22 protein-coding genes and 2 riboswitches are annotated in these 22,083 nt (G+C 35.6%); all 22 genes read left to right on the top strand.

The genetic code is table 11. The annotated features are described in order from the left end of the window. The first annotated feature begins 323 nt into the window (after nucleotides 1-323). The 22 genes from BC6307_RS18850 to BC6307_RS18745 all read left to right on the top strand — a co-directional run bounded on the left by BC6307_RS18850 (nucleotide 324) and on the right by BC6307_RS18745 (nucleotide 21,768). On the top strand, nucleotides 324-674 hold the full coding sequence (locus BC6307_RS18850) for a toprim domain-containing protein (RefSeq protein WP_066419547.1): 351 nt from the start codon (nucleotides 324-326) through the stop codon (nucleotides 672-674). A gap of 18 nt (nucleotides 675-692) precedes the next feature. Beyond that, complete coding sequence (locus BC6307_RS18845; protein WP_066419548.1) at nucleotides 693-1,016, top strand: thioredoxin family protein; 324 nt, start codon at nucleotides 693-695, stop codon at nucleotides 1,014-1,016. Between the two features lie 206 nt (nucleotides 1,017-1,222). Beyond that, nucleotides 1,223-2,494 carry an MFS transporter gene (locus BC6307_RS18840; protein WP_066419550.1) on the top strand — a complete coding sequence of 424 codons (1,272 nt, stop codon included), beginning with the start codon at nucleotides 1,223-1,225 and terminating at the stop codon, nucleotides 2,492-2,494. Between the two features lie 132 nt (nucleotides 2,495-2,626). After that, the gene (locus BC6307_RS18835; RefSeq protein ID WP_066419551.1) at nucleotides 2,627-2,974 is read left to right on the top strand and encodes a hypothetical protein; all 348 of its coding nucleotides are present in this window, start codon (nucleotides 2,627-2,629) and stop codon (nucleotides 2,972-2,974) included. Nucleotides 2,975-3,093: 119 nt separating this feature from the next. After that, nucleotides 3,094-3,202, top strand: a riboswitch (SAM riboswitch). 146 nt (nucleotides 3,203-3,348) lie between these two features. After that, nucleotides 3,349-4,374: a methionine ABC transporter ATP-binding protein gene (locus BC6307_RS18830; RefSeq protein ID WP_066419553.1), complete on the top strand. Its 1,026-nt coding sequence runs from the start codon at nucleotides 3,349-3,351 to the stop codon at nucleotides 4,372-4,374. After that, nucleotides 4,367-5,023 carry a methionine ABC transporter permease gene (locus BC6307_RS18825; protein WP_066419556.1) on the top strand — a complete coding sequence of 219 codons (657 nt, stop codon included), beginning with the start codon at nucleotides 4,367-4,369 and terminating at the stop codon, nucleotides 5,021-5,023. Before BC6307_RS18830 ends, BC6307_RS18825 begins: the two co-directional genes overlap by 8 nt. A gap of 13 nt (nucleotides 5,024-5,036) precedes the next feature. Beyond that, nucleotides 5,037-5,885 carry a MetQ/NlpA family ABC transporter substrate-binding protein gene (locus BC6307_RS18820; protein ID WP_066419558.1) on the top strand — a complete coding sequence of 283 codons (849 nt, stop codon included), beginning with the start codon at nucleotides 5,037-5,039 and terminating at the stop codon, nucleotides 5,883-5,885. Between the two features lie 123 nt (nucleotides 5,886-6,008). Next, nucleotides 6,009-6,368 (top strand): carboxymuconolactone decarboxylase family protein, encoded by a 360-nt coding sequence (locus BC6307_RS18815; RefSeq protein ID WP_066419559.1) that lies wholly within the window; start codon nucleotides 6,009-6,011, stop codon nucleotides 6,366-6,368. A gap of 268 nt (nucleotides 6,369-6,636) precedes the next feature. Then, nucleotides 6,637-6,789 (top strand): YuzK family famiily protein, encoded by a 153-nt coding sequence (locus tag BC6307_RS24880; protein ID WP_157076692.1) that lies wholly within the window; start codon nucleotides 6,637-6,639, stop codon nucleotides 6,787-6,789. 346 nt (nucleotides 6,790-7,135) lie between these two features. After that, nucleotides 7,136-7,918: a Fe-S cluster assembly ATPase SufC gene (gene sufC, locus BC6307_RS18810; protein WP_066419560.1), complete on the top strand. Its 783-nt coding sequence runs from the start codon at nucleotides 7,136-7,138 to the stop codon at nucleotides 7,916-7,918. Between the two features lie 15 nt (nucleotides 7,919-7,933). Beyond that, a complete protein-coding gene (sufD, locus tag BC6307_RS18805; protein WP_066419561.1) occupies nucleotides 7,934-9,238 on the top strand; it encodes a Fe-S cluster assembly protein SufD in 1,305 nt (434 codons plus the stop codon). Continuing rightward, nucleotides 9,238-10,458, top strand: a complete 1,221-nt coding sequence (locus BC6307_RS18800) for a cysteine desulfurase (RefSeq protein ID WP_066419563.1) — start codon at nucleotides 9,238-9,240, stop codon at nucleotides 10,456-10,458. Before sufD ends, BC6307_RS18800 begins: the two co-directional genes overlap by 1 nt. Next, nucleotides 10,448-10,885, top strand: coding sequence for a Fe-S cluster assembly sulfur transfer protein SufU (sufU, locus tag BC6307_RS18795; protein WP_066419565.1), 438 nt, complete (start codon nucleotides 10,448-10,450; stop codon nucleotides 10,883-10,885). The genes BC6307_RS18800 and sufU overlap by 11 nt, the downstream gene beginning before the upstream one ends. 73 nt (nucleotides 10,886-10,958) lie before the next feature. After that, a complete protein-coding gene (gene sufB, locus BC6307_RS18790) occupies nucleotides 10,959-12,356 on the top strand; it encodes a Fe-S cluster assembly protein SufB (protein ID WP_066419570.1) in 1,398 nt (465 codons plus the stop codon). 392 nt (nucleotides 12,357-12,748) lie between these two features. Continuing rightward, nucleotides 12,749-13,027 (top strand): hypothetical protein, encoded by a 279-nt coding sequence (locus BC6307_RS18785; protein WP_066419574.1) that lies wholly within the window; start codon nucleotides 12,749-12,751, stop codon nucleotides 13,025-13,027. A 1,200-nt stretch (nucleotides 13,028-14,227) separates the two neighbouring features. Next, on the top strand, nucleotides 14,228-15,082 hold the full coding sequence (locus BC6307_RS18775; RefSeq protein WP_066419578.1) for a DUF72 domain-containing protein: 855 nt from the start codon (nucleotides 14,228-14,230) through the stop codon (nucleotides 15,080-15,082). An 11-nt stretch (nucleotides 15,083-15,093) separates the two neighbouring features. Next, on the top strand, nucleotides 15,094-15,912 hold the full coding sequence (locus tag BC6307_RS18770) for a sulfite exporter TauE/SafE family protein (protein ID WP_066419580.1): 819 nt from the start codon (nucleotides 15,094-15,096) through the stop codon (nucleotides 15,910-15,912). 15 nt (nucleotides 15,913-15,927) lie between these two features. Next, nucleotides 15,928-17,292, top strand: coding sequence for a bifunctional metallophosphatase/5'-nucleotidase (locus BC6307_RS18765; protein WP_066419588.1), 1,365 nt, complete (start codon nucleotides 15,928-15,930; stop codon nucleotides 17,290-17,292). A gap of 58 nt (nucleotides 17,293-17,350) precedes the next feature. After that, nucleotides 17,351-17,653, top strand: a complete 303-nt coding sequence (locus tag BC6307_RS18760; RefSeq protein ID WP_066419589.1) for a YunC family protein — start codon at nucleotides 17,351-17,353, stop codon at nucleotides 17,651-17,653. Nucleotides 17,654-17,902: 249 nt separating this feature from the next. Continuing rightward, nucleotides 17,903-19,006: an HD-GYP domain-containing protein gene (locus BC6307_RS18755; RefSeq protein WP_066419590.1), complete on the top strand. Its 1,104-nt coding sequence runs from the start codon at nucleotides 17,903-17,905 to the stop codon at nucleotides 19,004-19,006. A 68-nt stretch (nucleotides 19,007-19,074) separates the two neighbouring features. Then, on the top strand, nucleotides 19,075-19,845 hold the full coding sequence (yunB, locus tag BC6307_RS18750) for a sporulation protein YunB (RefSeq protein WP_066419591.1): 771 nt from the start codon (nucleotides 19,075-19,077) through the stop codon (nucleotides 19,843-19,845). Nucleotides 19,846-19,914: 69 nt separating this feature from the next. Then, nucleotides 19,915-20,104, top strand: a riboswitch (Lysine riboswitch). Between the two features lie 128 nt (nucleotides 20,105-20,232). Continuing rightward, nucleotides 20,233-21,768: a Na+/H+ antiporter NhaC family protein gene (locus BC6307_RS18745; protein WP_066419593.1), complete on the top strand. Its 1,536-nt coding sequence runs from the start codon at nucleotides 20,233-20,235 to the stop codon at nucleotides 21,766-21,768. Nucleotides 21,769-22,083: the final 315 nt, after the last annotated feature.

The raw sequence follows: 22,083 nt of genomic DNA, 5'->3' as shown, positions 1-22,083 counted from the left end.
TTTTTCGACTAACCCAGCTAATACTAAGAAGATATTAGGACTTACTCTTACTTAAACCCAAATATTAACTCCACTCACAACATTCACCTTATACTCGAAAATAATAAAACCCCATTTTAACAAAAAGAAGGGGAACAATAACGCTAAAGCGAATATGTTTATGTAAGGGGAATATTGTCAAGCGACGACAAGGAAAATCATTCAATCTGTTCTTAAGATAACTCTCTCTCCAGCAAAATCAATAATTAAAATACACACCGTCGCTTAACAAGATAGACTGCATATTTTGTCAGCCTAACTATTAAAAGATAAAGGTGATAAGTATGGAAATCTTCGATGGGGAAAAAGTGATCATAGTAGAAGGTAAAACAGATAAAAAGAGAGTAGAACAAGTACTAAAAGAACGAGTAAATATCATATGTACAAATGGCACAATCAGCCTTGCTAAGTTAGATGATCTTGTGGAAGAGCTTTTTGATAAAGAAGTCTATATATTAGTCGATAGTGATCTTGCAGGAGAAAAATTAAGAAAGTTGTTTAAAAAAGAATTTCCTGAAGCGGAACATTTATATATTGATCGTGCATATCGAGAAGTAGCAACAGCACCATATCATCATGTTGCATCTGTGTTACTTAGTGCTAATATAGATGTAAATACACAATATTTGCAATGAAAAAGGATGAACTACAAAATGAACGAGTGGACGAGAGAGAAACTTTTAGAGGAAATAGAAGGGGAGGAAACGTTATCGGTCGTATACTTTTATACACCGATGTGTGGCACATGCGGACTAGCTAGTAAAATGTTAAACATCACGAAAGAATTGTTTCCAAACTTAGTTTTCGGCCAAATAGATGTTAATTATGCAAGAGAGCTTGCATTAAAATGGGAAATTGAAAGTGTACCGTGTGTAATTGTGTTTTATAAAGGAAAACTATTAGAGAAGAAATACGCCTTACAATCAGTGGAACATTTATATCATTGGTTTAATGAACTTCAAAGTAAGATAAATTGAAACACCTTCTAAAAGGTGTTTTTCTTTTTGGCCTACTATAAGGGCGGTGTTTAACTGCACTTATAATTAGGAAAAGTGCCTTATTGCCCCTAAACAACCCACTCACATTTTTTTATAATTTTATTTATTAAATCTTCTTTACTTTTCAGAAAAAACACACTACTATTACTTAGGGAAGCGAAATATTTTTTCTCATGGAGGGTATAATGAAAGGTCTCTACAATAAAGCGTTACAACCGTTCGTTCATTATAATAAAAACATTCGTCTCTTTTTTATAGCTAACATTTTCATCCAAATTGGACTAGGCATTTTTATGGTGATGTATAACTTTTACATAAGAGAATTAGGTTTCGCTGAGCAGGTAAATGGTAGTATGATTGCGATGTCTTCGTTAGCTGCTGCAATAATTTTAATTCCGGCTGGGTTATTAAGTGATAAATTCGGTCGTAAGAAAATGATGGTAACGGGCGTAATTTTAACTTCCTCTTTTATGTTATTGAGAAGTACATTTGAAGCGGAAGGTTTATTGTTACTAACCGCCTTTTTATTTGGTTTAACACTTGCTTTTTTACAAGTTTCTGCAGTCCCATGGTTAGCAGAAAACTCTAGTCAAGCAGAAAGAGTGCGACTATTTAGTTTGCATTTTGCCGTTATGACAGGTTCAAACGTAATAGGAAATTTATTAGGTGGCACATTAACGGACGTCTTTCTGCATCTCTTCCAGTTATCTCCCGTTTGGAGTGTTAGAGGAACATTGATTATCGGAACAGTCTTTTGTTTATTGGGACTGTTACCAATTGTAAAAATGATGGAAAAGAAGCGAGAAATAAAAAAAGAAAAAACATCTTTATTACAAAGTTTTCGTTTAAATAAAACTCAGTTAAAATTAATTGGCTTTTTTGCATTTGCACAACTGCTAATCGGCTTTGGATCTGGATTAGTAATCCCGTATTTAAACCTTTATTTTGCCGACAGATTTGAAACAAGTAACACTTCTATTGGATTTATTCTCTCATTAGGTCAAGCGGTTACAGCTGTTGCCATGATTATTGGACCAGCCCTCGTAAAAAGAGTTGGGGAAGTTAAAGCAATTGTTTTATTACAATTATTGTCGATTCCTTTTATGCTTCTTACTGCTTTTACGTATAGTTTTTGGTTCGCGGCGTTAGGATTTTTATTTCGCCAAGCTCTAATGAATGCAGCAAATCCGATCATAACATCATTAATGATGGAAAAGGTTGCCGACTCGATGAAAGGATTGGCAAATTCCATTAACCAAATGGTGTTTAACATAGGTTGGGCGAGTATGGGACCTGTTTCGATGGGGATTGTCTTTTATTTAGGTAGTTATTGGGGATATGCAGTTGTATTTTGTATTACAGCTTGCCTTTATATATGTAGCTCTATCTTCTTTTATATCGTATTTACTCGAAATAGCAAAAAAGTGGTACATCAACAGGTAGCAAATATTTCGTAAATAAGACATATTTCTTGGGAAATAGAACATCACTTTCGGAAATTGACGATATTTGTTTTGAAAAAAGGAAAGGATATTCTCCATTTTTATCGTAATTGTATAACAATACGGAAATCACGGAGGATAATGTCAATGCAAATGGACGAAATGATACAAGATTTTGTTGAACGAGTTAATGAGAAATCATTTATTACACCAATTCTGCCTACCTATCCAATTATATGTACGATAAAAACCTTTAATCAAGTGGACGTGAAATTGCAGTTTGCAAAAGAAGGTATTTCTATCGTGGAAGCAAATGTCAATGGAGATGTACTGATAGCAGGAGAAGAAGAAAATATAACAGATTTGTTGAAGGGTGTAATACCTTTGAGTGATCCTAACATCAAATTTAAAGGAACATATCGGCACTTTTTATTACTGGAATCTATTTTTGTAATGGCAAAACATAAATCTACAAATATAAACATCGTTTCATAATTCTTTGTAAAAAATATATTGACAGCTATTTTGTACCGTGATACGATTACATTCGTAATTCCGATACTTAAACGTTTTAAAGTGTTAGCTACTTAACGTAAAAATAAATATGTCTAAAACTCTTATCAAGAGTGGTGGAGGGAATGTGCCCGTTGAAGCCCGGCAACCGTCAACTTAGTTGAAATGGTGCCAATTCACACAAAGCGTAGTTGCTTTGAGAGATGAGAGAAAGGATTTTTTAATGAGCCTTTCTGTCATGTCGCAGAAAGGCTCTTTTATTTTTTAAAAAGGTTGACACTAATCTTTACTAGAATAGCAAATAAACGTTTGTTTAAGAATAAATAAAATAGGTGAAGCGAAAGAAGGTGGACATCATGATAAGTTTGCAAAATGTAAAGAAAATCTTTCAAGCTAAAAGCGGGGTAGTAACGGCTGTGGACGATGTGAATTTAACGATTCACAAAGGAGAAATTTATGGAATTATTGGTTACAGCGGAGCCGGGAAAAGTACATTAATTCGTATGTTGAACGGATTGGAAAAGCCTTCTTCTGGTGAGGTTTCAGTTGCTGGTCGTAATATTTCTAAAATTAAAGGTCGTGAACTACGTAAAGCCCGCCAAGAAATTAGTATGATTTTTCAGCACTTTAATCTGCTATGGTCACGAACGGTTCGTGAAAATATTGCTTTCCCATTAGAGATTGCTGGAGTAAATAAAAAAGAGCGTATGAAACGTGTGGATGAACTAATCGAGCTTGTCGGATTAACAGGTAGAGAAAATGCTTATCCATCCCAATTAAGTGGTGGGCAGAAACAACGTGTCGGTATAGCGAGAGCGTTAGCGAACAACCCAAAAGTGTTGTTATGTGATGAAGCAACTTCCGCGTTAGATCCACAAACGACAGATTCTATATTAGAGCTACTCGTTGATATAAATAAAAGACTTGGCTTAACCATTGTATTAATTACGCATGAAATGCACGTTATCCGTAAAATTTGTCATCGTGTATCTGTGATGGAAAATGGATCTGTTGTAGAGGAAGGTAACGTATTAGATGTCTTCCGTAAGCCGAAGCAGCTCATTACGCAAAAATTTGTTAAGCAAGTTTCAGAGCCAGAAGAAGCGAAAGACTCGATTGAACATTTGCTAGAAACGTACGAGAGTGGAAAAATAGTACAACTAACATTCGTAGGAGATTCAGCAGAACAACCGATTATTACTCACTTAATTAAAAGGTTCGATGTTGACGTCAATATTCTGCAGGGGAAGGTATCTTATACGCAGGACGGTCCGTATGGTACATTGTTCATTCACGTCGATGGAGCGGAAGCACAAATAGATTCAGCACTTCAATACATCCGAGAGCAACAAGTGGAACTGGAGGTGATGACGAATGTTTGATCGTGTGAATTGGGATAGAGTTTGGGAAGCAACGCAAGAAACGGTGTATATGACAACCATTTCTGTTGCGATTACATTCGTCTTAGGTATTATTTTAGGGTTATTACTCTTTCTCACCTCTAAAGGAAACTTACTGCAAAATAAATTTTTTAATAGCATTATTGCAGCCATTGTAAATATTTTCAGGTCTATTCCGTTTATTATATTAATTGTTCTATTAATACCGGTAACAAGAGCTATGTTAGGTTCTATTATCGGCGCAAACGCAGCCCTACCCGCATTAGTAGTAGGTGCAGCACCTTTTTATGCCAGAATGGTTGAAATTGGTTTGCGTGAAATTGATAAAGGTGTTATTGAGGCTGCCAAATCAATGGGTGCAAGAACGACAACAATTATTTGGAAAGTGCTTATTCCAGAATCTATGCCGGCAATCGTATCTGGTATTACAGTTACAGCTATAGCGATTGTTAGTTATACAGCGATGGCGGGCTTTGTAGGAGCTGGTGGACTTGGAAATCTAGCTTTCTTAGATGGCTTCCAACGTAATAACTGGCAAGTTACATTTATTAGTACTGTCGTTATTTTAATTATCGTATTTATCATCCAATTTATTGGGGATTTATTAACAAATAAATTAGACAAAAGATAGGAGAGAGGCAAAAATGAAAAAAGTATTAGCAATCACACTAGCATCATTATTTCTTTTCGTATTAGCAGCTTGTGGTACAGGTACAGACTCTGATAACGGGGCAGGTACAGGTTCAGAAGAAGAAACAAAAAAATTAGTTGTAGGAGCATCTAACGTTCCTCATGCTGAAATATTAGAAGAGGCAAAACCGTTATTAGCGGAAAAAGGAATTGAACTAGAAATTAACGTGTTCCAAGATTATGTATTACCGAACCAAACATTACGTGATGGTGATCTTGACGCTAACTATTTCCAACATATCCCATACTTAGAAGCACAAATCGAAGAAAATGGTTATGACTTTGTCAATGTTGGTGGCGTTCATATTGAACCAATCGGAATATACTCTTCAAAATACAATAGTTTAGAAGAACTTCCAGACGGAGCAGAAATTTTATTAAGTAGCTCTCTTCCTGACCATGGTCGTATTTTATCTCTATTAGCTGAAAAAGGGTTAATTACCCTTAAAGAAGGTGTAGAATTTACGAATGCTCAACTTGAAGATATTGAAGACAATCCTAAAAACTTAAAATTCAATTACAACTTTGAAGCGGCTTTCTTACCAACTGCCTATTTAAACGGTGATGGAGATGCGGTATTAATTAATAGTAACTATGCTTTAGGTGCAGATATTAACCCAGCTGAAGAGGCAATCGCACTAGAGTCTCCAGAGAACAACCCTTATGTAAACGTCATTGCAGCTCGTGCTGAAGATGAGAACGATGAGCGTATTACAGCGTTAATTGAAGTATTAACATCAGAACATATTCAAAACTTCATTACAGAGAAATACGAAGGTTCTGTTATCCCTGCAAATAAATAATTTACCGAAAAAGCTACGATTAAAACCGTAGCTTTTTCTATTGAACCATTAAATTATGCGCGCATAGATAATTTTTCATTAAGCATACTAACATTGAAATTATGATGGAGTGTGATAACGCGCATGGAAAAAGAACAAAATTTTGCAGAAACAGTACTACAAGAGTATAAACACGGAATTGGTGTGTTTTCTGAAAAAATGCCAGAAATAGCACGTCATTATAACCAATTTACAGAAGTATGTTTTAAGGATGGAAAATTAGATCAAAAACAAAAGCAGTTAATTGCATTAGGGATAAGCATTTATTCTCAAGATGAATATTGTATCGTATATCATACAAAAGGCTGTCTAGATCATGGCTGTTCAGAAGAAGAGATTTTAGAAGCTTGTGGAGTAACGGCGGCTTTCGGTGGAGGAGCAGCAATGAGCCAGGCGGTAACGCTCGTCCAAGAATGCATCACTGACTTCTCCGAGTCACAGTAACATTAAATAGCCTTTCTCCTTTTTGGTAATAGCACTATTCTAAAGGAAATAGGAAGAATACTGCGATAGAACAGTAGTCAACAATGAGAAATGGCCTCAGAGTTCCTACAGCGCTCCTATAAAGATATATGCGGGTTGGGAAAAACATCCTCTCTTGTTATCATTAATACTGTGTTAAACATTCTCAACTAAGAGAAATAAAAAACACTTTTAAATAGGAAAGGATTGGTTTATTATCCAACACGTACAAATGAAGTACACTGGAGAAATGGAAAAAGCGATGTATCAAGCACACGGCATCGGATATGAGGAATATAGTCAAAAATTGAGTAAAAGAATAGAAGTTGAGCGTAATCGAGAAAAAGAATACGAGCAAAGCTTGAAAATAGTTTCTGAAATAGAAAGACGATGCCATACTTAAATACAATAAATTATAATACTGTTAATAAAGCTGTATCGTTTCTCCCTTTAATGAGAATCGATCAGCTTTTTTTACTTTTGAAACCGATTTCGATTATACTGATATAGTAGTTATTACCATTTTTGTTGAAAAAATTAAAAATAAATATTAACGTTTTTTTCATAGGTAAAAAGTGAAAACTATAATGATATTCATTATATTCTCCTATTCGATAAACGGAAATTACTTTAAGTTTTAAAAGGTTGCTAACACTTTTAATTTGTTATAAGATTGTAATGAGAATAAAGTGAGAATTAACATAATATGTGTTTTCACATAGAACACGAGATCATTGGAGGTAAGAAATATGGGTTCAACATTAACTATTAAAGATTTACATGTATCTATTGAAGATAAAGAAATCTTAAAAGGTGTAAATCTTGAAGTAAAAGGTGGAGAAATCCACGCAATCATGGGACCAAACGGTACTGGTAAATCTACACTTTCGTCTGCTATTATGGGACACCCTAAATATGAAGTGACTAGTGGTAGCGTTTCTTTTGATGGTGAAGACGTGTTAGAAATGGAAGTAGACGAGCGTGCGAAAGCAGGTCTTTTCCTTGCAATGCAATATCCAAGTGAAATTTCTGGTGTAACAAACGCTGACTTCTTACGTTCTGCAATTAATGCACGTCGTGAAGAAGGCGATGAAATTTCTTTAATGAAGTTTATCCGTAAAATGGACAAAAATATGGAATATTTAGAAATGGATCCAGCAATGGCACAACGTTACTTAAATGAAGGTTTCTCTGGTGGAGAGAAGAAACGTAACGAAATCCTTCAATTAATGATGATCGAGCCTAAAATTGCAATCCTTGATGAAATTGACTCTGGTTTAGATATTGACGCATTAAAAGTAGTATCTAAAGGTATTAACGAAATGCGTAGCGATGATTTCGGTTGCTTAATCATCACTCACTATCAACGTTTATTAAACTACATTACACCTGACTACGTTCACGTAATGATGCAAGGTCGTATTGTTAAATCTGGTGGGCCTGAGCTTGCTCAACGTTTAGAAGCAGAAGGTTATGACTGGATTAAAGCTGAACTAGGAATTGAAGACGAAACAGTAGGGCAAGAAGCGTAAGCAAGGGGGATAATCATGACGTTAGAAACGAAATTACCGTTCGATCAAGAGTACCTCAGCAATTATTCTAAGCAGTTAGGAGAACCTCAGTGGCTGTTAGATCTTCGCTTACAAGCTCTTGCGAAGGTAGAAGACCTACCTTTACCAAAGCCAGATAAAACGAAGATTACGAACTGGAACTTTACACAGTTTAGTAAACATACAGTTGCAAACAATTCTCTTACTTCTTTAGATGTATTACCAGAGGGCATAAAAACTTTATTAGATGTTGAGAATGCTGGAAATGTATATGTACAAGTAGACAACACAGCTCTATATACTTCCCTAAGTGAAGAGTTAACTTCTAAAGGTGTTATTTTCACTGATATTTTTACAGCAGCTAAAAATCATAGCGAGTTAGTTGAAAAATACTTCATGAAAGATGGAGTAAAAGTTGATGAGCATAAATTAGCTGCATTACACGCTGCATTATTAAATGGTGGAGCATTCCTATACGTACCAAAAAACGTAACAGTGGAAGAGCCATTCCAAGCAATCTACGTACATGATCAAGCAGAAGCGATGTTTAACCACGTATTAATCGTAGCAGATGACAACAGTGCCGTTACTTACGTAGAAAACTATATTTCTACAAATGATGGAGAAGGATCTATCTTCAATATCGTTACAGAAGTAATTGCAGGATCTAATGCTACTGTCCAATACGGTGCAGTTGATACACTAGGTAAAGGTGTTACAACATATGTTAACCGCCGTGGAGTTGCTGGTCGCGATGCAAGAATTGAATGGGCACTAGGATTAATGAACGACGGAGATACTATTTCTGAAAACATTACTCATTTAATCGGTGACGGTTCTGTTGGAGATACAAAAACGGTTGTAGTTGGCCGTGGAGAGCAAAAACAAAACTTCACTACTAGTGTTATCCACCATGGAAAACATACAGATGGACAAATTTTAAAACACGGTGTTATGAAAGATAGCGCAAGCTCTGTATTTAACGGAATCGGTAAAATTGAGCACGGTGCTACTAAATCAAACGCTGAGCAAGAATCTCGAGTACTCATGTTAAGTGAAAAAGCTCGTGGAGATGCGAACCCAATTCTTTTAATTGATGAAGATGATGTAACGGCTGGACACGCAGCATCTGCAGGTCGTGTAGATCCAATGCAACTATACTACTTAATGAGCCGTGGTATCTCTAAAAGTGAAGCAGAGCGTCTAGTAATTCATGGATTCTTAGCTCCTGTAGTAAAAGAGTTACCAATTGAAAAGGTGAAAGACCTATTAGTTCAAGTAATAGAAAGGAAAGTTAAGTAATGAATATCCAAGATATTCGTGAACAATTTCCGATACTTCATCAAGAGGTTAACGGTCATCCACTAGTTTATCTTGACAGTGCTGCTACTTCACAAAAACCTTTAAAAGTTATTGAAGCGTTAGATCAATATTATCGTGAATATAACTCAAATGTTCATCGTGGAGTGCATACACTAGGTACAAGAGCGACAGATGGTTATGAAGGAGCTCGTGATAAAGTTAAAAACTTCATTAATGCGAAAGCTAGGGAAGAAATTATCTTTACACGAGGAACTACTACAGCACTAAACTTAGTTGCTTCCAGTTATGCACGTACAAACGTTAAAGAAGGCGATGAAATTGTTATTACGTATATGGAACACCATAGTAATATCATTCCATGGCAACAGGTTGCAAAAGCAACTGGAGCAACATTAAAATACATTCCACTTCAAGAAGATGGAACTATTTCTTTAAAGGATGCGGAAGACACTATTACAGAAAACACGAAAATTGTTTCTATTATGCAAGTTTCTAACGTCTTAGGTACGATGAACCCTATTAAAGAAATAGCTAGTATTGCTCACCGTAAAGGAGCGATTATGGTAGTAGATGGAGCTCAAAGTGCTCCACACATGAAAGTGGACGTTCAAGACTTAGATTGTGATTTCTTTGCATTCTCAGGTCATAAAATGGGTGGTCCGACTGGAATTGGAGCTCTTTACGGTAAAAAAGCTTTACTAGAAAATATGGAGCCAATTGAATTCGGTGGAGAAATGATTGATTTTGTTGGTCTTCAAGAGTCGACTTGGAAGGAGCTTCCTTGGAAATTTGAAGGCGGTACACCAATTATTGCTGGTGCAATAGGACTAGGGGCAGCTATCGATTTTCTACAGGAAGTTGGCTTAGACAATATACTGGAGCATGAGCATAAACTTGCTAAATATGCGATGGAAAAAATGTCTACAGTGGAAGGCTTAACTATTTTTGGTCCAAAGGAAAGAGCTGGACTAGTAACGTTCAATATAGATGATGTACACCCACATGATGTTGCTACTGTGTTAGATGCAGAAGGTATTGCTGTTCGTGCTGGTCACCACTGTGCACAGCCTTTAATGAAATGGTTAAATGTCTCTGCGACTGCACGTGCTAGTTTTTACCTGTATAACACAGAAGAAGAAATTGATAAGCTAGTAGCAGCATTAGTGAAGACAAAGGAGTACTTTAGCAATGTCTTTTAATAATTTAGACACACTGTACCGACAAGTGATTATGGATCACTATAAAAACCCACGTAATAAAGGTGCGATTGAGGAAGATAGTATCACTGTAGATATGAACAATCCTACTTGTGGTGATCGCATTCACCTAACAATGAAAATAGAAGATGGAAAAGTAGTAAACGCAAAATTCGATGGAGAGGGTTGTTCTATTTCCATGGCTTCTGCATCAATGATGACACAAGCTGTGAAAGGACTCGAAGTCGAAAAAGCGATTAAGCTTTCACATATTTTCTATGATATGATGTTAGGGAAGGATTACGACGAAGATGAACTTGACTTAGGCGACATCGAAGCACTGCAAGGTGTGGCAAAATTTCCAGCGCGTATTAAATGCGCAACATTAGCATGGAAGGCAATGGAAAAAGGTTGTCAAGCTGAAGAATAGAATGTCTGAACAGGGAGCAGGTTTTACTTCATCGTAAAAACTGCTCACCTCTTAGAATGGAGGGAACGAAACGATGGCAAAAAAAATGCCTGAAATCGGTGATTATAAATATGGTTTTAAAGATAAAGACGTATCCATTTTCCGTTCTGGCCGTGGTTTAACGAAAGAAATCGTTGAAGAAATCTCTCGTATGAAAAATGAGCCGCAATGGATGTTGGATTTCCGCTTAAAGTCGCTAGAGCATTTCTATAACATGCCAATGCCACAATGGGGCGGAGACTTAAACAGCTTAAACTTTGACGAAATTACGTACTACGTAAAACCTTCGGAGAAGTCTGAACGTTCTTGGGATGAAGTACCTGAAGAAATCAAACAAACGTTTGACAAATTAGGTATTCCAGAAGCGGAACAAAAATATCTTGCTGGTGTATCTGCACAGTATGAATCTGAAGTAGTTTACCACAACATGCAAGAAGACTTAGAAGATCTAGGTGTTGTTTTTAAAGACACAGATACAGCATTAAAAGAAAATGAAGATATTTTCCGTGAGCACTGGGCAAAAGTTATCCCACCAACAGATAACAAGTTTTCTGCTTTAAACTCTGCTGTATGGTCTGGTGGATCATTCATCTACGTACCAAAGGGAGTAAAAGTAGATACTCCATTACAAGCGTATTTCCGTATTAACTCTGAAAACATGGGTCAATTCGAGCGTACGTTAATCATTGTAGACGAAGGTGCACATGTTCATTACGTTGAAGGATGTACAGCTCCTGTTTACACAACGAACTCACTTCATAGTGCAGTAGTAGAAATTATCATTAAAAAAGACGCTTACTGCCGTTACACGACTATTCAAAACTGGGCGAACAACGTTTACAACCTTGTTACAAAACGTGCAGTTTGTGAAGAAAATGCAACGATGGAATGGATTGATGGTAACATCGGTTCAAAGCTAACAATGAAATATCCAGCAGTTATCCTTAAAGGAGAAGGCGCTCGTGGAATGACACTTTCTATCGCACTAGCTGGTAAAGGTCAGCACCAAGATGCAGGTGCGAAGATGATTCACTTAGCACCAAATACTTCTTCTACGATTGTTTCTAAATCTATCTCTAAACAAGGTGGAAAAGTAACTTATCGTGGTATCGTTCACTTCGGTAAACGTGCAGCTGGTTCTCGTTCTAACATTGAGTGTGATACGCTAATTATGGATAATCAGTCTACTTCTGATACAATTCCATACAATGAAGTATTCACAGATAACATCTCTTTAGAGCACGAAGCAAAAGTTTCGAAAGTATCAGAAGAGCAGCTATTCTACCTAATGAGCCGTGGCTTATCAGAAGAAGAAGCAACAGAAATGATCGTAATGGGCTTTATCGAGCCATTCACGAAAGAACTTCCAATGGAATATGCAGTAGAGATGAACCGTCTTATCAAGTTCGAGATGGAAGGCTCTATCGGATAATCTTATAGAAAAATCGCCATTGTCTTTGGCGATTTTTTTTTTTTTTTTTTCACCTCAGAAAGGTGTTAACTCTGCGATTTTGGAAAAGTATATCCGTTTTCATGCTTATTAAAGAAGCAACGAAACGTTTCAAAAGAACGAACATTATCTGTAATAAGTGAGTGTTTTTTTAGAATAAACTTGAAATTCTGAAAAAATATGTTTTATAATTATATTAATCTAATATCAAGGGGTGTTAAATTTTGAAGAAGTTTTTAGGCGCTTTTGTTTTAGTCTTATTTTTCATTTTCAGTCAACAGGTGGTATCAGCAAGTTGAGATGGGTTAGAAGTTAGTGAAGTTTTTTATGATTTTATCAACGATTTTTTTAAGGATTTAAATCAAGTAACAGTAGTGAATTCAGCTGAAGAAGATATCACTCAACAATTTATCGATTTTGCTCACGAGTTATATTTAGAAGGAGATTATAAAAATATACAAAGCTATATTTACGAAAATGACTTATCTATTTCTTATACGGTTATTACAGATATTGATGTAATAAGTGGTCAAGATGGAGAAAGTGATTTCTTAACAACTGACTCTACAACAATGAATATTAGGTCTAAAAATGTCTCTGAGAGTTTTTATAAGCTGGCAACTGATACTAAAGATAAATTTACAAAAGAATGAATGGGTAGTTACATTATCGGGAAGTTATTCTTATGATTCAAGTACATACAGGGTAACTCACACAAATTCACCAGTTCTAAGACTGACTACTGCTAATTTCGGAGCAGCTTTTTCTCCATACTTACAAAGCATCACAACATCTAGTTCACATTCTGGAAGTACTGCAACCTTTAGAACAAGTTATACTATGATGGCAACATTGGGAGTATCGATAGGAGATTTACCATTAGGATTCACTCTAAACTTCGGAAGTCATTCTCATAACTTTTCGAATCACCCTTTACAATAATCTAGCTGAATTTAGTTGAAATGAGGTTGAAGAGTGAGAAAACATATAAAAACAAAGAAATATAAGCTTTTATTTTCCTTGTACTTCTTTTTTATGACGATTTTATATTTGGGTTACATTTTTTTAGAGAATTATAGAATTAATTTGGCTGAAAAATATCAAGTAAAATCTACAATAATACCAGCAGAGATTGAAAGAATTTCCTTCTTTGGTTCAATGATAACTAGTATAGAATTAATTTTTCTATTTTTGTTTCTTGCTGTTAGCATTTATTGTTTATTCATGGAAAGAAAAGATAAAAAAATTCTAAAAATATTTTTAGGATTGAATATATTCTTCTATTTTGGAATTCTGGTTTTAAGTATTTTTCTTTCAACTTTCAGATTTCTACCTGTAGGTAATTTACTACAACCTTTAATAATACCCATCTATTTTTATATTGGGTTACTAATCTATTTTGTCTGGGTTTCCAAGAACAAAAGAGGTACGGTGTAATTAATGATTTATTAAAAATAATCCTAGTATTCACATCAAGGTAGGTTAGAAGCCCTAGCTCGGGTGATAAACGACCTATCGATGCAAAACAAAACATCCTCGCTAACACTTCATATAGACAAGGAAGAAACATTAAGTGGAAAAGTATTGCACTGGTATGACTAACTTAAGTAAATTTGTGTAAAAAAGAACAAAATCGCTAAGGCACTTCTTTCCACGTCCCAAGTAAAGCTATTTGCTTGGGGCTTCTTTCGCTCTTCGTATAGTACCCTTACAAAAAGGAAACCCCTACAGCTTATAGTACCGACTTTTTTTACCTCCATAACTCAACAGCTACACAACTTCTCATCTACTAGACTCCAATCTGTTAGAAGTTATTAGAAATATGATAAAATAAACAAAATGAGGTGAAACAGTTGATATATATAGGTGTAACTGGTTGGGGAGACCATGATAGTCTTTATGCGTCGGGTGTTTCCTCACGTGATAAGTTAAAAGAATATGCGGCTCATTTTCCTATCGTTGAAATTGATTCATACTTTTACGCAATCCAACCGAAAAGGAATGTGGAAAAATGGGTACAAGAAACTCCGGAAACCTTTACATTCATTCCAAAAGCTTATCAAGGAATGACAGGGCATCAGCGTGGTGAAATCCCATTTGAAACGAAAGAAGATATGTTTAAAGCGTATATGGATTCATTACAACCATTGCAGGAAACGAACAAATTAAGTATGGTGTTATTTCAGTTTCCACCTTGGTTTGAGTGCCGTAAAGAAAACGTCGATTATTTAAGATGGTGTCGAGCACAAATGGGGGACATTCCAGTTGCGTTAGAATTCCGTCATCAATCATGGTTTAAAGGTGAAATGAAAGAAAAAACGTTACAGTTTATGCGTTCGGAAAAGTGGATACATAGTGTTTGTGATGAACCGCAGGCAGGAGAAAAGTCGGTCCCAACAATAGTAAATGCAACAGATAGCGAAAAGACGCTTGTTCGCTTTCATGGAAGAAATGTACATGCTTGGACTAAGCCGGTAAAAGGACAAGAATGGCGCGATATAAGGTATTTATACAGGTATAATAAACAAGAACTCCAAGATTGGATCCCTCATATAAGACAACTAGAAAAACAATCAAAAGATATTTATATATTATTTAATAATAATTCAGGTGGCGATGCAGCGGACAACGCCAAAATGTTTATTGAGATGCTAGGTGTAGAATACACAGGTTTAGCACCGAAGCAGCTTGATTTATTTAATGATTAGGAGAAGAGTACATGATATTCCTATTATTAATGGTAGGTTTTTTAGCCGGAGTAGTTGGTAGTCTAGTTGGACTTGGTGGGGGAATAATTATCGTCCCGTGCCTATTATTTTTAGGTAGTATCTCTACTACATTTCATAGCATAACACCGCAGCTAGCAGTCGGAACTTCTTTAGTTGTCATCTTTTTTACCGGGCTTTCATCCACTATATCGTATTTGAAATATAAAACAGTAGATTATAAAAGTGGACTCTTATTATTTCTAGGAAGTGGGCCAGGTACCGTCATTGGTGCATGGGTGAATAACTATTTACATGCAGATAGCTTTCTTTTCTTTTACGGCCTGTTTATCCTTTTTATTTCATTTATTTTATTTTGGAAAGACACAATGAAACGACCAACTACTGTAAAAGAAAAAAGTTGGAGAAGATCTTATGAGGATCAAAATGGGACTATGCATCATTATAGTTTTTCACCAGTAGTAGGACTTCTTATTTCGTTCTTTGTAGGATTTACTTCAGGCTTGTTTGGCGTAGGAGGTGGAGCTTTAATGGTACCTGCGATGATTATGCTCTTTATGTTTCCACCACATGTAGCGGTTGCTACTTCTATGTTCATTATAACTTTATCATCGGTTATGGGGTCTTTTACTCATATTTCATTAGGCAATGTTCACTGGTTATTTGCGGCCTTATTAATTCCTGGTGCATGGATTGGTGCAAAATTAGGAGCTTGGTTAAACCAACGTTTAACGAGTAAAATGGTCGTAGTAGGATTAAGAATCATGTTATTAGTAGTTGGAGTTCGTTTATTAATAGAGGGTTTATTTTAACGAGGGGGTGATTAGATGAAAACGATTCGAATTTTTCATACAAATGATATACATAGCCATTTTGAAGCGTATCCAAAAATCGCAACCTTCTTAAAGGATTATAGAGAAGGTAGTCCGTCCATTACGGTTGATATTGGAGATAATATGGATCGATTTCATCCAATTACCGAGGCAACACTAGGGAAGGCTAACACAACGATGTTGAATGTATTGCAATATGATTACGCTACAATTGGAAATAATGAAGGCATCACAATGAATTATGATGCACTTTCTAATTTATATTCTAAAGCTACTTTTCCTGTTTTAATCGGGAATTTATATGAGAAAGATGGACAAAGACCGTCATGGGTAATGCCTCACTCTATACACGAGATCGATGGAGTAAAAATTGGATTTATCGGGATAACGGTGTTTTATGAAATGTTTTATGAGCAACTTGGATGGAAGATGGAAGATCCATACATTAGCTTAGAAAATTCGATACAACAAATAAGAGGGGAAGTAGATGCAATAATCGTCATGTCCCATTTAGGAATTACTGACGATGAAGAGTTGGCGAGGAGATTTCCTGATATAGACGTTATATTAGGTGGGCACACTCATCACGTATTGCCAACTGGAAAAGTAATCGGGAACACTTTAATTTGTGGTGCGGGCAAGCACGGTAATTATATTGGTGAAGTTCATCTACAGTTTGAAGACAAAGGGATTAAAAAGTGGTGTGAATTGCATGCGTTAAAGGAGTTTTCACCTTCCTTGTACATAGAAGAAATGATAGATGAAATGGAGCAAAAGGCAAATAGGGATATGCAAGAAGTAGTTCATACATTAACAGAGCCAATTATAAACAGTTGGATACAGCCGACAGAGCTAACGAATCTTCTTGCAGATGCTTTGAAACAATGGTGTGAAGCGGACGTTGGAATGGTGAATGCAGGCGTTATTCTAGGTGACTTATCTTCAGGAGAAGTTACAAGAGGAATGATACATAAAATTTGCCCTCATCCAATTAACCCTTGCCTCATTACAGTACGTGGAGAAGAGCTAAAAGAACTCGTTCTACATGCTGCAACAGAAGAAATGGAGCAGTTTCCAATAAAAGGGCTTGGCTTCAGAGGTAAAAAAATGGGCTGTATGGTGTATAGCGGTTTACATTATACGTTCAAAACAGATCGAGCGGGTACGAGGCATATTGATCAAATTTTTATAAACGGTACTTTACTAGAAGCACATAAACAATATCGGATAGGAACGTTAGATATGTTTACGTTCGGCTATTTGTTTCCAATATTACGGAAAGCAACAAATAAAACGTATTATTTACCAGAATTGTTACGAGACGTCATAACTTGGAAACTGCAATCCAGTAATATGTAAACACAGATTATCCCTTCTCTTCATAAATTGTAGAGAGAAGGGAGTGTTATTAAATACCATGGTAGAAATGAGTCCAATCTATATAAACGGAACACCTTTCACTGCGATAACGGTTAAATTACCAAAAACGAACTTTATGGCTGTTACTTCGGATAAAGGATATATTATGTGTGGAGCATTAGATGTAGCCCTATTAAACGAAAAACTAAAAGATCGTGGTATTATTGCAGCGAGGGCAGTTGGTGTAAGAACGATTGAGCAACTGCTTGAAGCACCGTTAGAATCAGTGACATTAGAGGCAGAAAATAGAGGAATCACTGTAGGAATGGCAGGCAAAGACGCACTACTGAAAATGGTATAAAAATATCGACTACTCTAACGGAGGAAGGGATCTTTATTCCCTTCCTTTTTTTGCATGAAAGTAAAAGTCTGCTCTCATACAATTAAATATGATTCCCTAACTTAACACTATCCTTAAAAAATGTACAAAGTATTTTGAAAAATTTTTAAGAATAATTGGAGAAAATTTTTAAATAACAATGTAAATTTTCTAGAATTATATATAATGGTAGTAGAAATAAAAATTTTGTCGAACTAGATAGGAGAAATCATGAGATTATTACCTACGAAGTCAATTAAGCCAGGAATGAAACTGGCAAAGTCGATTTATAACGACAAAGGGAGGATACTATTAAGTAGTGGTATCCCGATTACAAAAAGAATGATCTCGACGCTAGAAACTCTTCACGTAACATACGTATACATAGAAGATTCTAGGACTAGTGATATTCACACACCTAGCATGATTTCAGAACCTGTAAGAAAAGAAGCAATGGAGACGATTGTTTCCACCTTTAATGAGATGAAAGATTTAACATTAAGTAAAAAATTTATGTTAGATCAATCTTCCAAAAAGTTTAGAGAGCTTATTCAAAATATTATTACCGATATGAAAAATAATGAAGAAGTAGCATCACTATTAACCGATATTTATATACATGATAATTACGTATTCACTCATTCTTTAAATGTAACGGTTTATGCACTTTCTATTGGCTTAAAATTAGGTCTATCTTCAAAAGAATTAGAAACGTTAGGACTCGGAGGCATTATGCATGATATTGGGAAAATGCTAATTCCGAAAGAAATTTTACATAAACCAGGAAAGTTAACGAGCGAAGAGTTTAAAATGATGAAAAGCCATACGACGAAAGGGTATGACTTATTACGTAATATGCATACAATTCCGATGTTAGTTGCTCATTGTGCGTTCCAACATCATGAAAGGTTAAACGGCAGTGGCTATCCAAGAGGATTAAAGAAGGACGATATTCATTTGTTCGGGAAAATATTAGCTGTAGCAGATGTGTTTGACGCATGTACATCTCATAGAGTGTATCGAAATGCAATGTTGCCGCATGAAGGGTTAGAAATACTATATTCGGGATCCGGTAGTCTTTTTGATAAAGAAATAATAGAAGCGTTTAGAAAGTCTGTAGCGATTTATCCGAATGGATTAACGCTAGAACTAAGTGACGGTAGTAAAGGTATTGTCGTTGGTCAAAACAAAGATATGACAGAACGTCCGATTGTACGAATAATAGAAAAAGACGGTGTTCTATTAGACACTCCTTTTGATGTGAACTTAAAAAATATATTGAGCATCACGATTATAAATTGCGATTTAGAAGATCAACAAGAAGCAGTAAGCTAAAAAAATTTAGAAAGATAGCCTATCTTAACCCAAGCTTGCATACATATAGCTTGTAAGGGGGGAAGAGTGTGGCTAAGTTTCGTAGAATGCGACCACGTAGAGGGCCATTACCATTTCGCTACGTATTTTTACTTTCATTCGTATTTTTTATATTTTCAACAGTAGCTGGACTATACATCGTCAATAAAGGAATCGAGCCTGCATTAATCACCTATGCAGAATCACAAACGAGACGAATTAGTACAATGGTAATTAACAATGCTATAAATAAAAAGATAGTCAATAGTTTAAACCAAGAATCAAATTTTTCTGTTACTCATGATGGAGATCGTATTTCCTTTAGCCCAGAACAAGTATTACGGGTTCAGGCGGAAACAGTAAACGTAATTGAACGTTACTTACGAGACATTGGAAACGGAGAATTGGAAACGTTGGAATTACCGTCTGATATAGAAATAGAAACAAATGAGAATTCTCCGGGTATCGTTTTTCATATTCCTTTAGGAGCAGCAACAAACAATGCCCTATTAGGTAACTTAGGACCGAAAATTCCAGTGCGCTTTTTACCAATTGGTGATGTAAGTGCAAACGTAAAAACCAATGTTATTGATATGGGAATTAACAATGCTTGGATAGAAGTTTCTATCCATATTGAAGTCCACGTACAAGTTATTATTCCGTTTTCTACTGGAATAACGACTGTGCAACAAGATGTTCCAATTATTATGCACTATGAAAAAGGAAAAGTTCCAAACTTTTATCAGCATGGTGGGGGGATGATGCCACCAGTTTCTGTGCCGATAGAAGAGGTGGAAGAAGTAGAAGACAAGAAGGAATAAATTTCTATTGTTTAATATAGTAACATATGTTAGAGTAATAGATAGAAAATTTTATACGCCCTTATCATACGATGAGGTAGAGGTTGCATAGCATAAGAGTAAACTACTGGAGGGTGACTCCCGTTGATAGTTGTTGAAAGGATGCTTTGCCGAAGTGAAATAGTCTGTCAAACTATTTTGCTGGGGTTATCTTGAAAAAGGATAACACTGTCATTATGTCCGGAGCGAACGGAAAACATAATGGAGGGCTACTGATCGGATGGAGGATAACATACATTACAAAGTAATGATAGTTATTTTCTATCGTTACTTTTTTATGTTCAAAAGCCTTCTAAATTTGTGCCGTTTGTTTCGACAAATTACAACAATTTTAGGAGGTTTTTTATTATGGAAGGTACTATTTACTCATTAATACCACCTGTCCTTGCGATACTAATGGTTATATTAACTAGAAGAGTTTTGATTTCGCTTGGTGTTGGTATTCTAGCGTCCGCTTTGCTTTTGGCTGGATTTCATCCGATTGGGACAGTTGAAAGAATCTTGCAGTCCTTTTTAGCCGTTTTCACCGATCTTTGGTATGTTTATATTTTAGTATTCATTATCTTTTTAGGAATTATAACTGCGTTTATATCTGTTTCTGGCGGTAGCGTTGCATTTGGTGAGTGGGCTGCGAAAAGAATTAAATCACGTAGAGGCTCTAAGTTTTTAACGGTTATTTTAGGAATTGTTATTTTTATTGATGATTATTTTAATAGTTTAGCAGTTGGTCAAATTAGTCGTCCAATTACTGATCGTTATAAAGTATCTCGTGCGAAATTAGCTTATTTAATTGATTCCACTTCTGCTCCTATTTGTGTTATTGCTCCCATTTCTAGCTGGGGTGCTTATATTATCGCAACATTAGGTGGTATTTTCATAACGTTGAACGTAACAGAGTACACTGGGTTGAGCGCATTTATGCAAATGATTCCGATGAACTTATATGTTTTTTCTGCTCTTCTAATGGTATTTTTAGTTGCGTACTTTAACGTTAATATCGGTGCAATGAAAACTCACGAAACTCGTGCGATGGAAACAGGAGAACTAGTTGACTCAACAAAAACAGTACCAGGTGAATTCACAGAAGATTTACCTGTAAGTGAAAAAGGTAAAGTAGGTAGCCTTTTATGGCCAATTATTGCTTTAATGGTTGGAGTAGTAGCAGCGATGTTCTGGACAGGATATACAGCTTCAGAAGGTGACACTTCTATTTTAGCAATATTTGAAAACACAGATCCATCAGCAGCACTATTTTATGGTGGTATATTTGCTCTAATTGTAACGTTTGTGTTATTTGCCCTACAATCATCTAAAGGTGAAGTTCAAGGGAACTTATTCGGTAAAGTAGTAGTAGCAGGAGTAAAAGCAATGTTACCTGCAGTGTATATTCTATTGTTAGCTTGGTCTATTACAGGATTAATTTCTGATCTAGAAACAGGAACGTATTTGGCTGATAGAATTCAAGAATCTAATATGAATATTGCTTGGTTACCAATCATTATTTTCTTAGTAGCAGGTTTTACAGCATTCGCAACAGGGACTTCTTGGGGAACGTTCGGACTTCTATTACCGATTGCAGCACAAATTGCAGTAGTTACGGATATAGAGTTACTATTACCAGCACTAGCAGCAGTACTAGCAGGAGCTGTGTTCGGAGACCACTGTTCACCAATATCCGATACAACTATTCTTTCATCTACTGGTGCGAATAGTAACCATATTGATCATGTTCTTACACAATTACCGTATGCGTTAATTAGTGCAGCAGTTGCAGCTGTTGGGTACATTGTATTAGGACTAACAGGTAGCACTCTACTAGGATTAGCTGTTGTGCTAGTTGCATTCATTATTATTGGATTTAGTTTTAAAGCTGTTAAGGCTTAATATATAAATATAAAAATGAAGCGTTAGAATGTAAAATTCTAACGCTTTTTTTACTATAGTTTTACTTAAAATGTATATTTCAACAAGGTTTGGAATGTAAAAATTATGATTCTTATTTAAATAAAAACATTATTTTAATATAATGTTTTTTGTGCGATTTTAAAAATAGAAGAAAAGCTAGGGTGAAATTGTAAACGTATTCATAGAAAGTTTTGCAAAATTAAAAATATTGTTTTGACATAGTCATAAAGTCTAGTTATACTATGTATAAATTATATTAAATAGTCAGAAAACAGAAAACATTCTTAATTCCGA

Source organism: Sutcliffiella cohnii (assembly GCF_002250055.1).
GTDB lineage: Bacteria > Bacillota > Bacilli > Bacillales > Bacillaceae_I > Sutcliffiella > Sutcliffiella cohnii.
Note: the sequence above shows the minus strand (reverse complement) of the source record. Positions and strands in the feature narration are given on the sequence as shown.

Excerpts from the sequence above, each read along its gene's own strand:
- BC6307_RS18745 (WP_066419593.1), top strand. The coding sequence starts at position 20,233 with ATGGAAGGTACTATTTACTCATTAATACCACCTGTCCTTGCGATACTA.
- BC6307_RS18760 (WP_066419589.1), top strand. The coding sequence starts at position 17,351 with ATGGTAGAAATGAGTCCAATCTATATAAACGGAACACCTTTCACTGCG.
- BC6307_RS18845 (WP_066419548.1), top strand. The coding sequence starts at position 693 with ATGAACGAGTGGACGAGAGAGAAACTTTTAGAGGAAATAGAAGGGGAG.
- sufU (WP_066419565.1), top strand. The coding sequence starts at position 10,448 with ATGTCTTTTAATAATTTAGACACACTGTACCGACAAGTGATTATGGAT.
- BC6307_RS18835 (WP_066419551.1), top strand. The coding sequence starts at position 2,627 with ATGCAAATGGACGAAATGATACAAGATTTTGTTGAACGAGTTAATGAG.
- sufD (WP_066419561.1), top strand. The coding sequence starts at position 7,934 with ATGACGTTAGAAACGAAATTACCGTTCGATCAAGAGTACCTCAGCAAT.
- BC6307_RS18770 (WP_066419580.1), top strand. The coding sequence starts at position 15,094 with ATGATATTCCTATTATTAATGGTAGGTTTTTTAGCCGGAGTAGTTGGT.
- BC6307_RS18830 (WP_066419553.1), top strand. The coding sequence starts at position 3,349 with ATGATAAGTTTGCAAAATGTAAAGAAAATCTTTCAAGCTAAAAGCGGG.
- BC6307_RS18850 (WP_066419547.1), top strand. The coding sequence starts at position 324 with ATGGAAATCTTCGATGGGGAAAAAGTGATCATAGTAGAAGGTAAAACA.
- BC6307_RS18825 (WP_066419556.1), top strand. The coding sequence starts at position 4,367 with ATGTTTGATCGTGTGAATTGGGATAGAGTTTGGGAAGCAACGCAAGAA.
- BC6307_RS18815 (WP_066419559.1), top strand. The coding sequence starts at position 6,009 with ATGGAAAAAGAACAAAATTTTGCAGAAACAGTACTACAAGAGTATAAA.
- sufC (WP_066419560.1), top strand. The coding sequence starts at position 7,136 with ATGGGTTCAACATTAACTATTAAAGATTTACATGTATCTATTGAAGAT.
- BC6307_RS18755 (WP_066419590.1), top strand. The coding sequence starts at position 17,903 with ATGAGATTATTACCTACGAAGTCAATTAAGCCAGGAATGAAACTGGCA.
- BC6307_RS18800 (WP_066419563.1), top strand. The coding sequence starts at position 9,238 with ATGAATATCCAAGATATTCGTGAACAATTTCCGATACTTCATCAAGAG.
- BC6307_RS18820 (WP_066419558.1), top strand. The coding sequence starts at position 5,037 with ATGAAAAAAGTATTAGCAATCACACTAGCATCATTATTTCTTTTCGTA.
- BC6307_RS24880 (WP_157076692.1), top strand. The coding sequence starts at position 6,637 with ATGGAAAAAGCGATGTATCAAGCACACGGCATCGGATATGAGGAATAT.
- BC6307_RS18765 (WP_066419588.1), top strand. The coding sequence starts at position 15,928 with ATGAAAACGATTCGAATTTTTCATACAAATGATATACATAGCCATTTT.
- BC6307_RS18840 (WP_066419550.1), top strand. The coding sequence starts at position 1,223 with ATGAAAGGTCTCTACAATAAAGCGTTACAACCGTTCGTTCATTATAAT.
- sufB (WP_066419570.1), top strand. The coding sequence starts at position 10,959 with ATGGCAAAAAAAATGCCTGAAATCGGTGATTATAAATATGGTTTTAAA.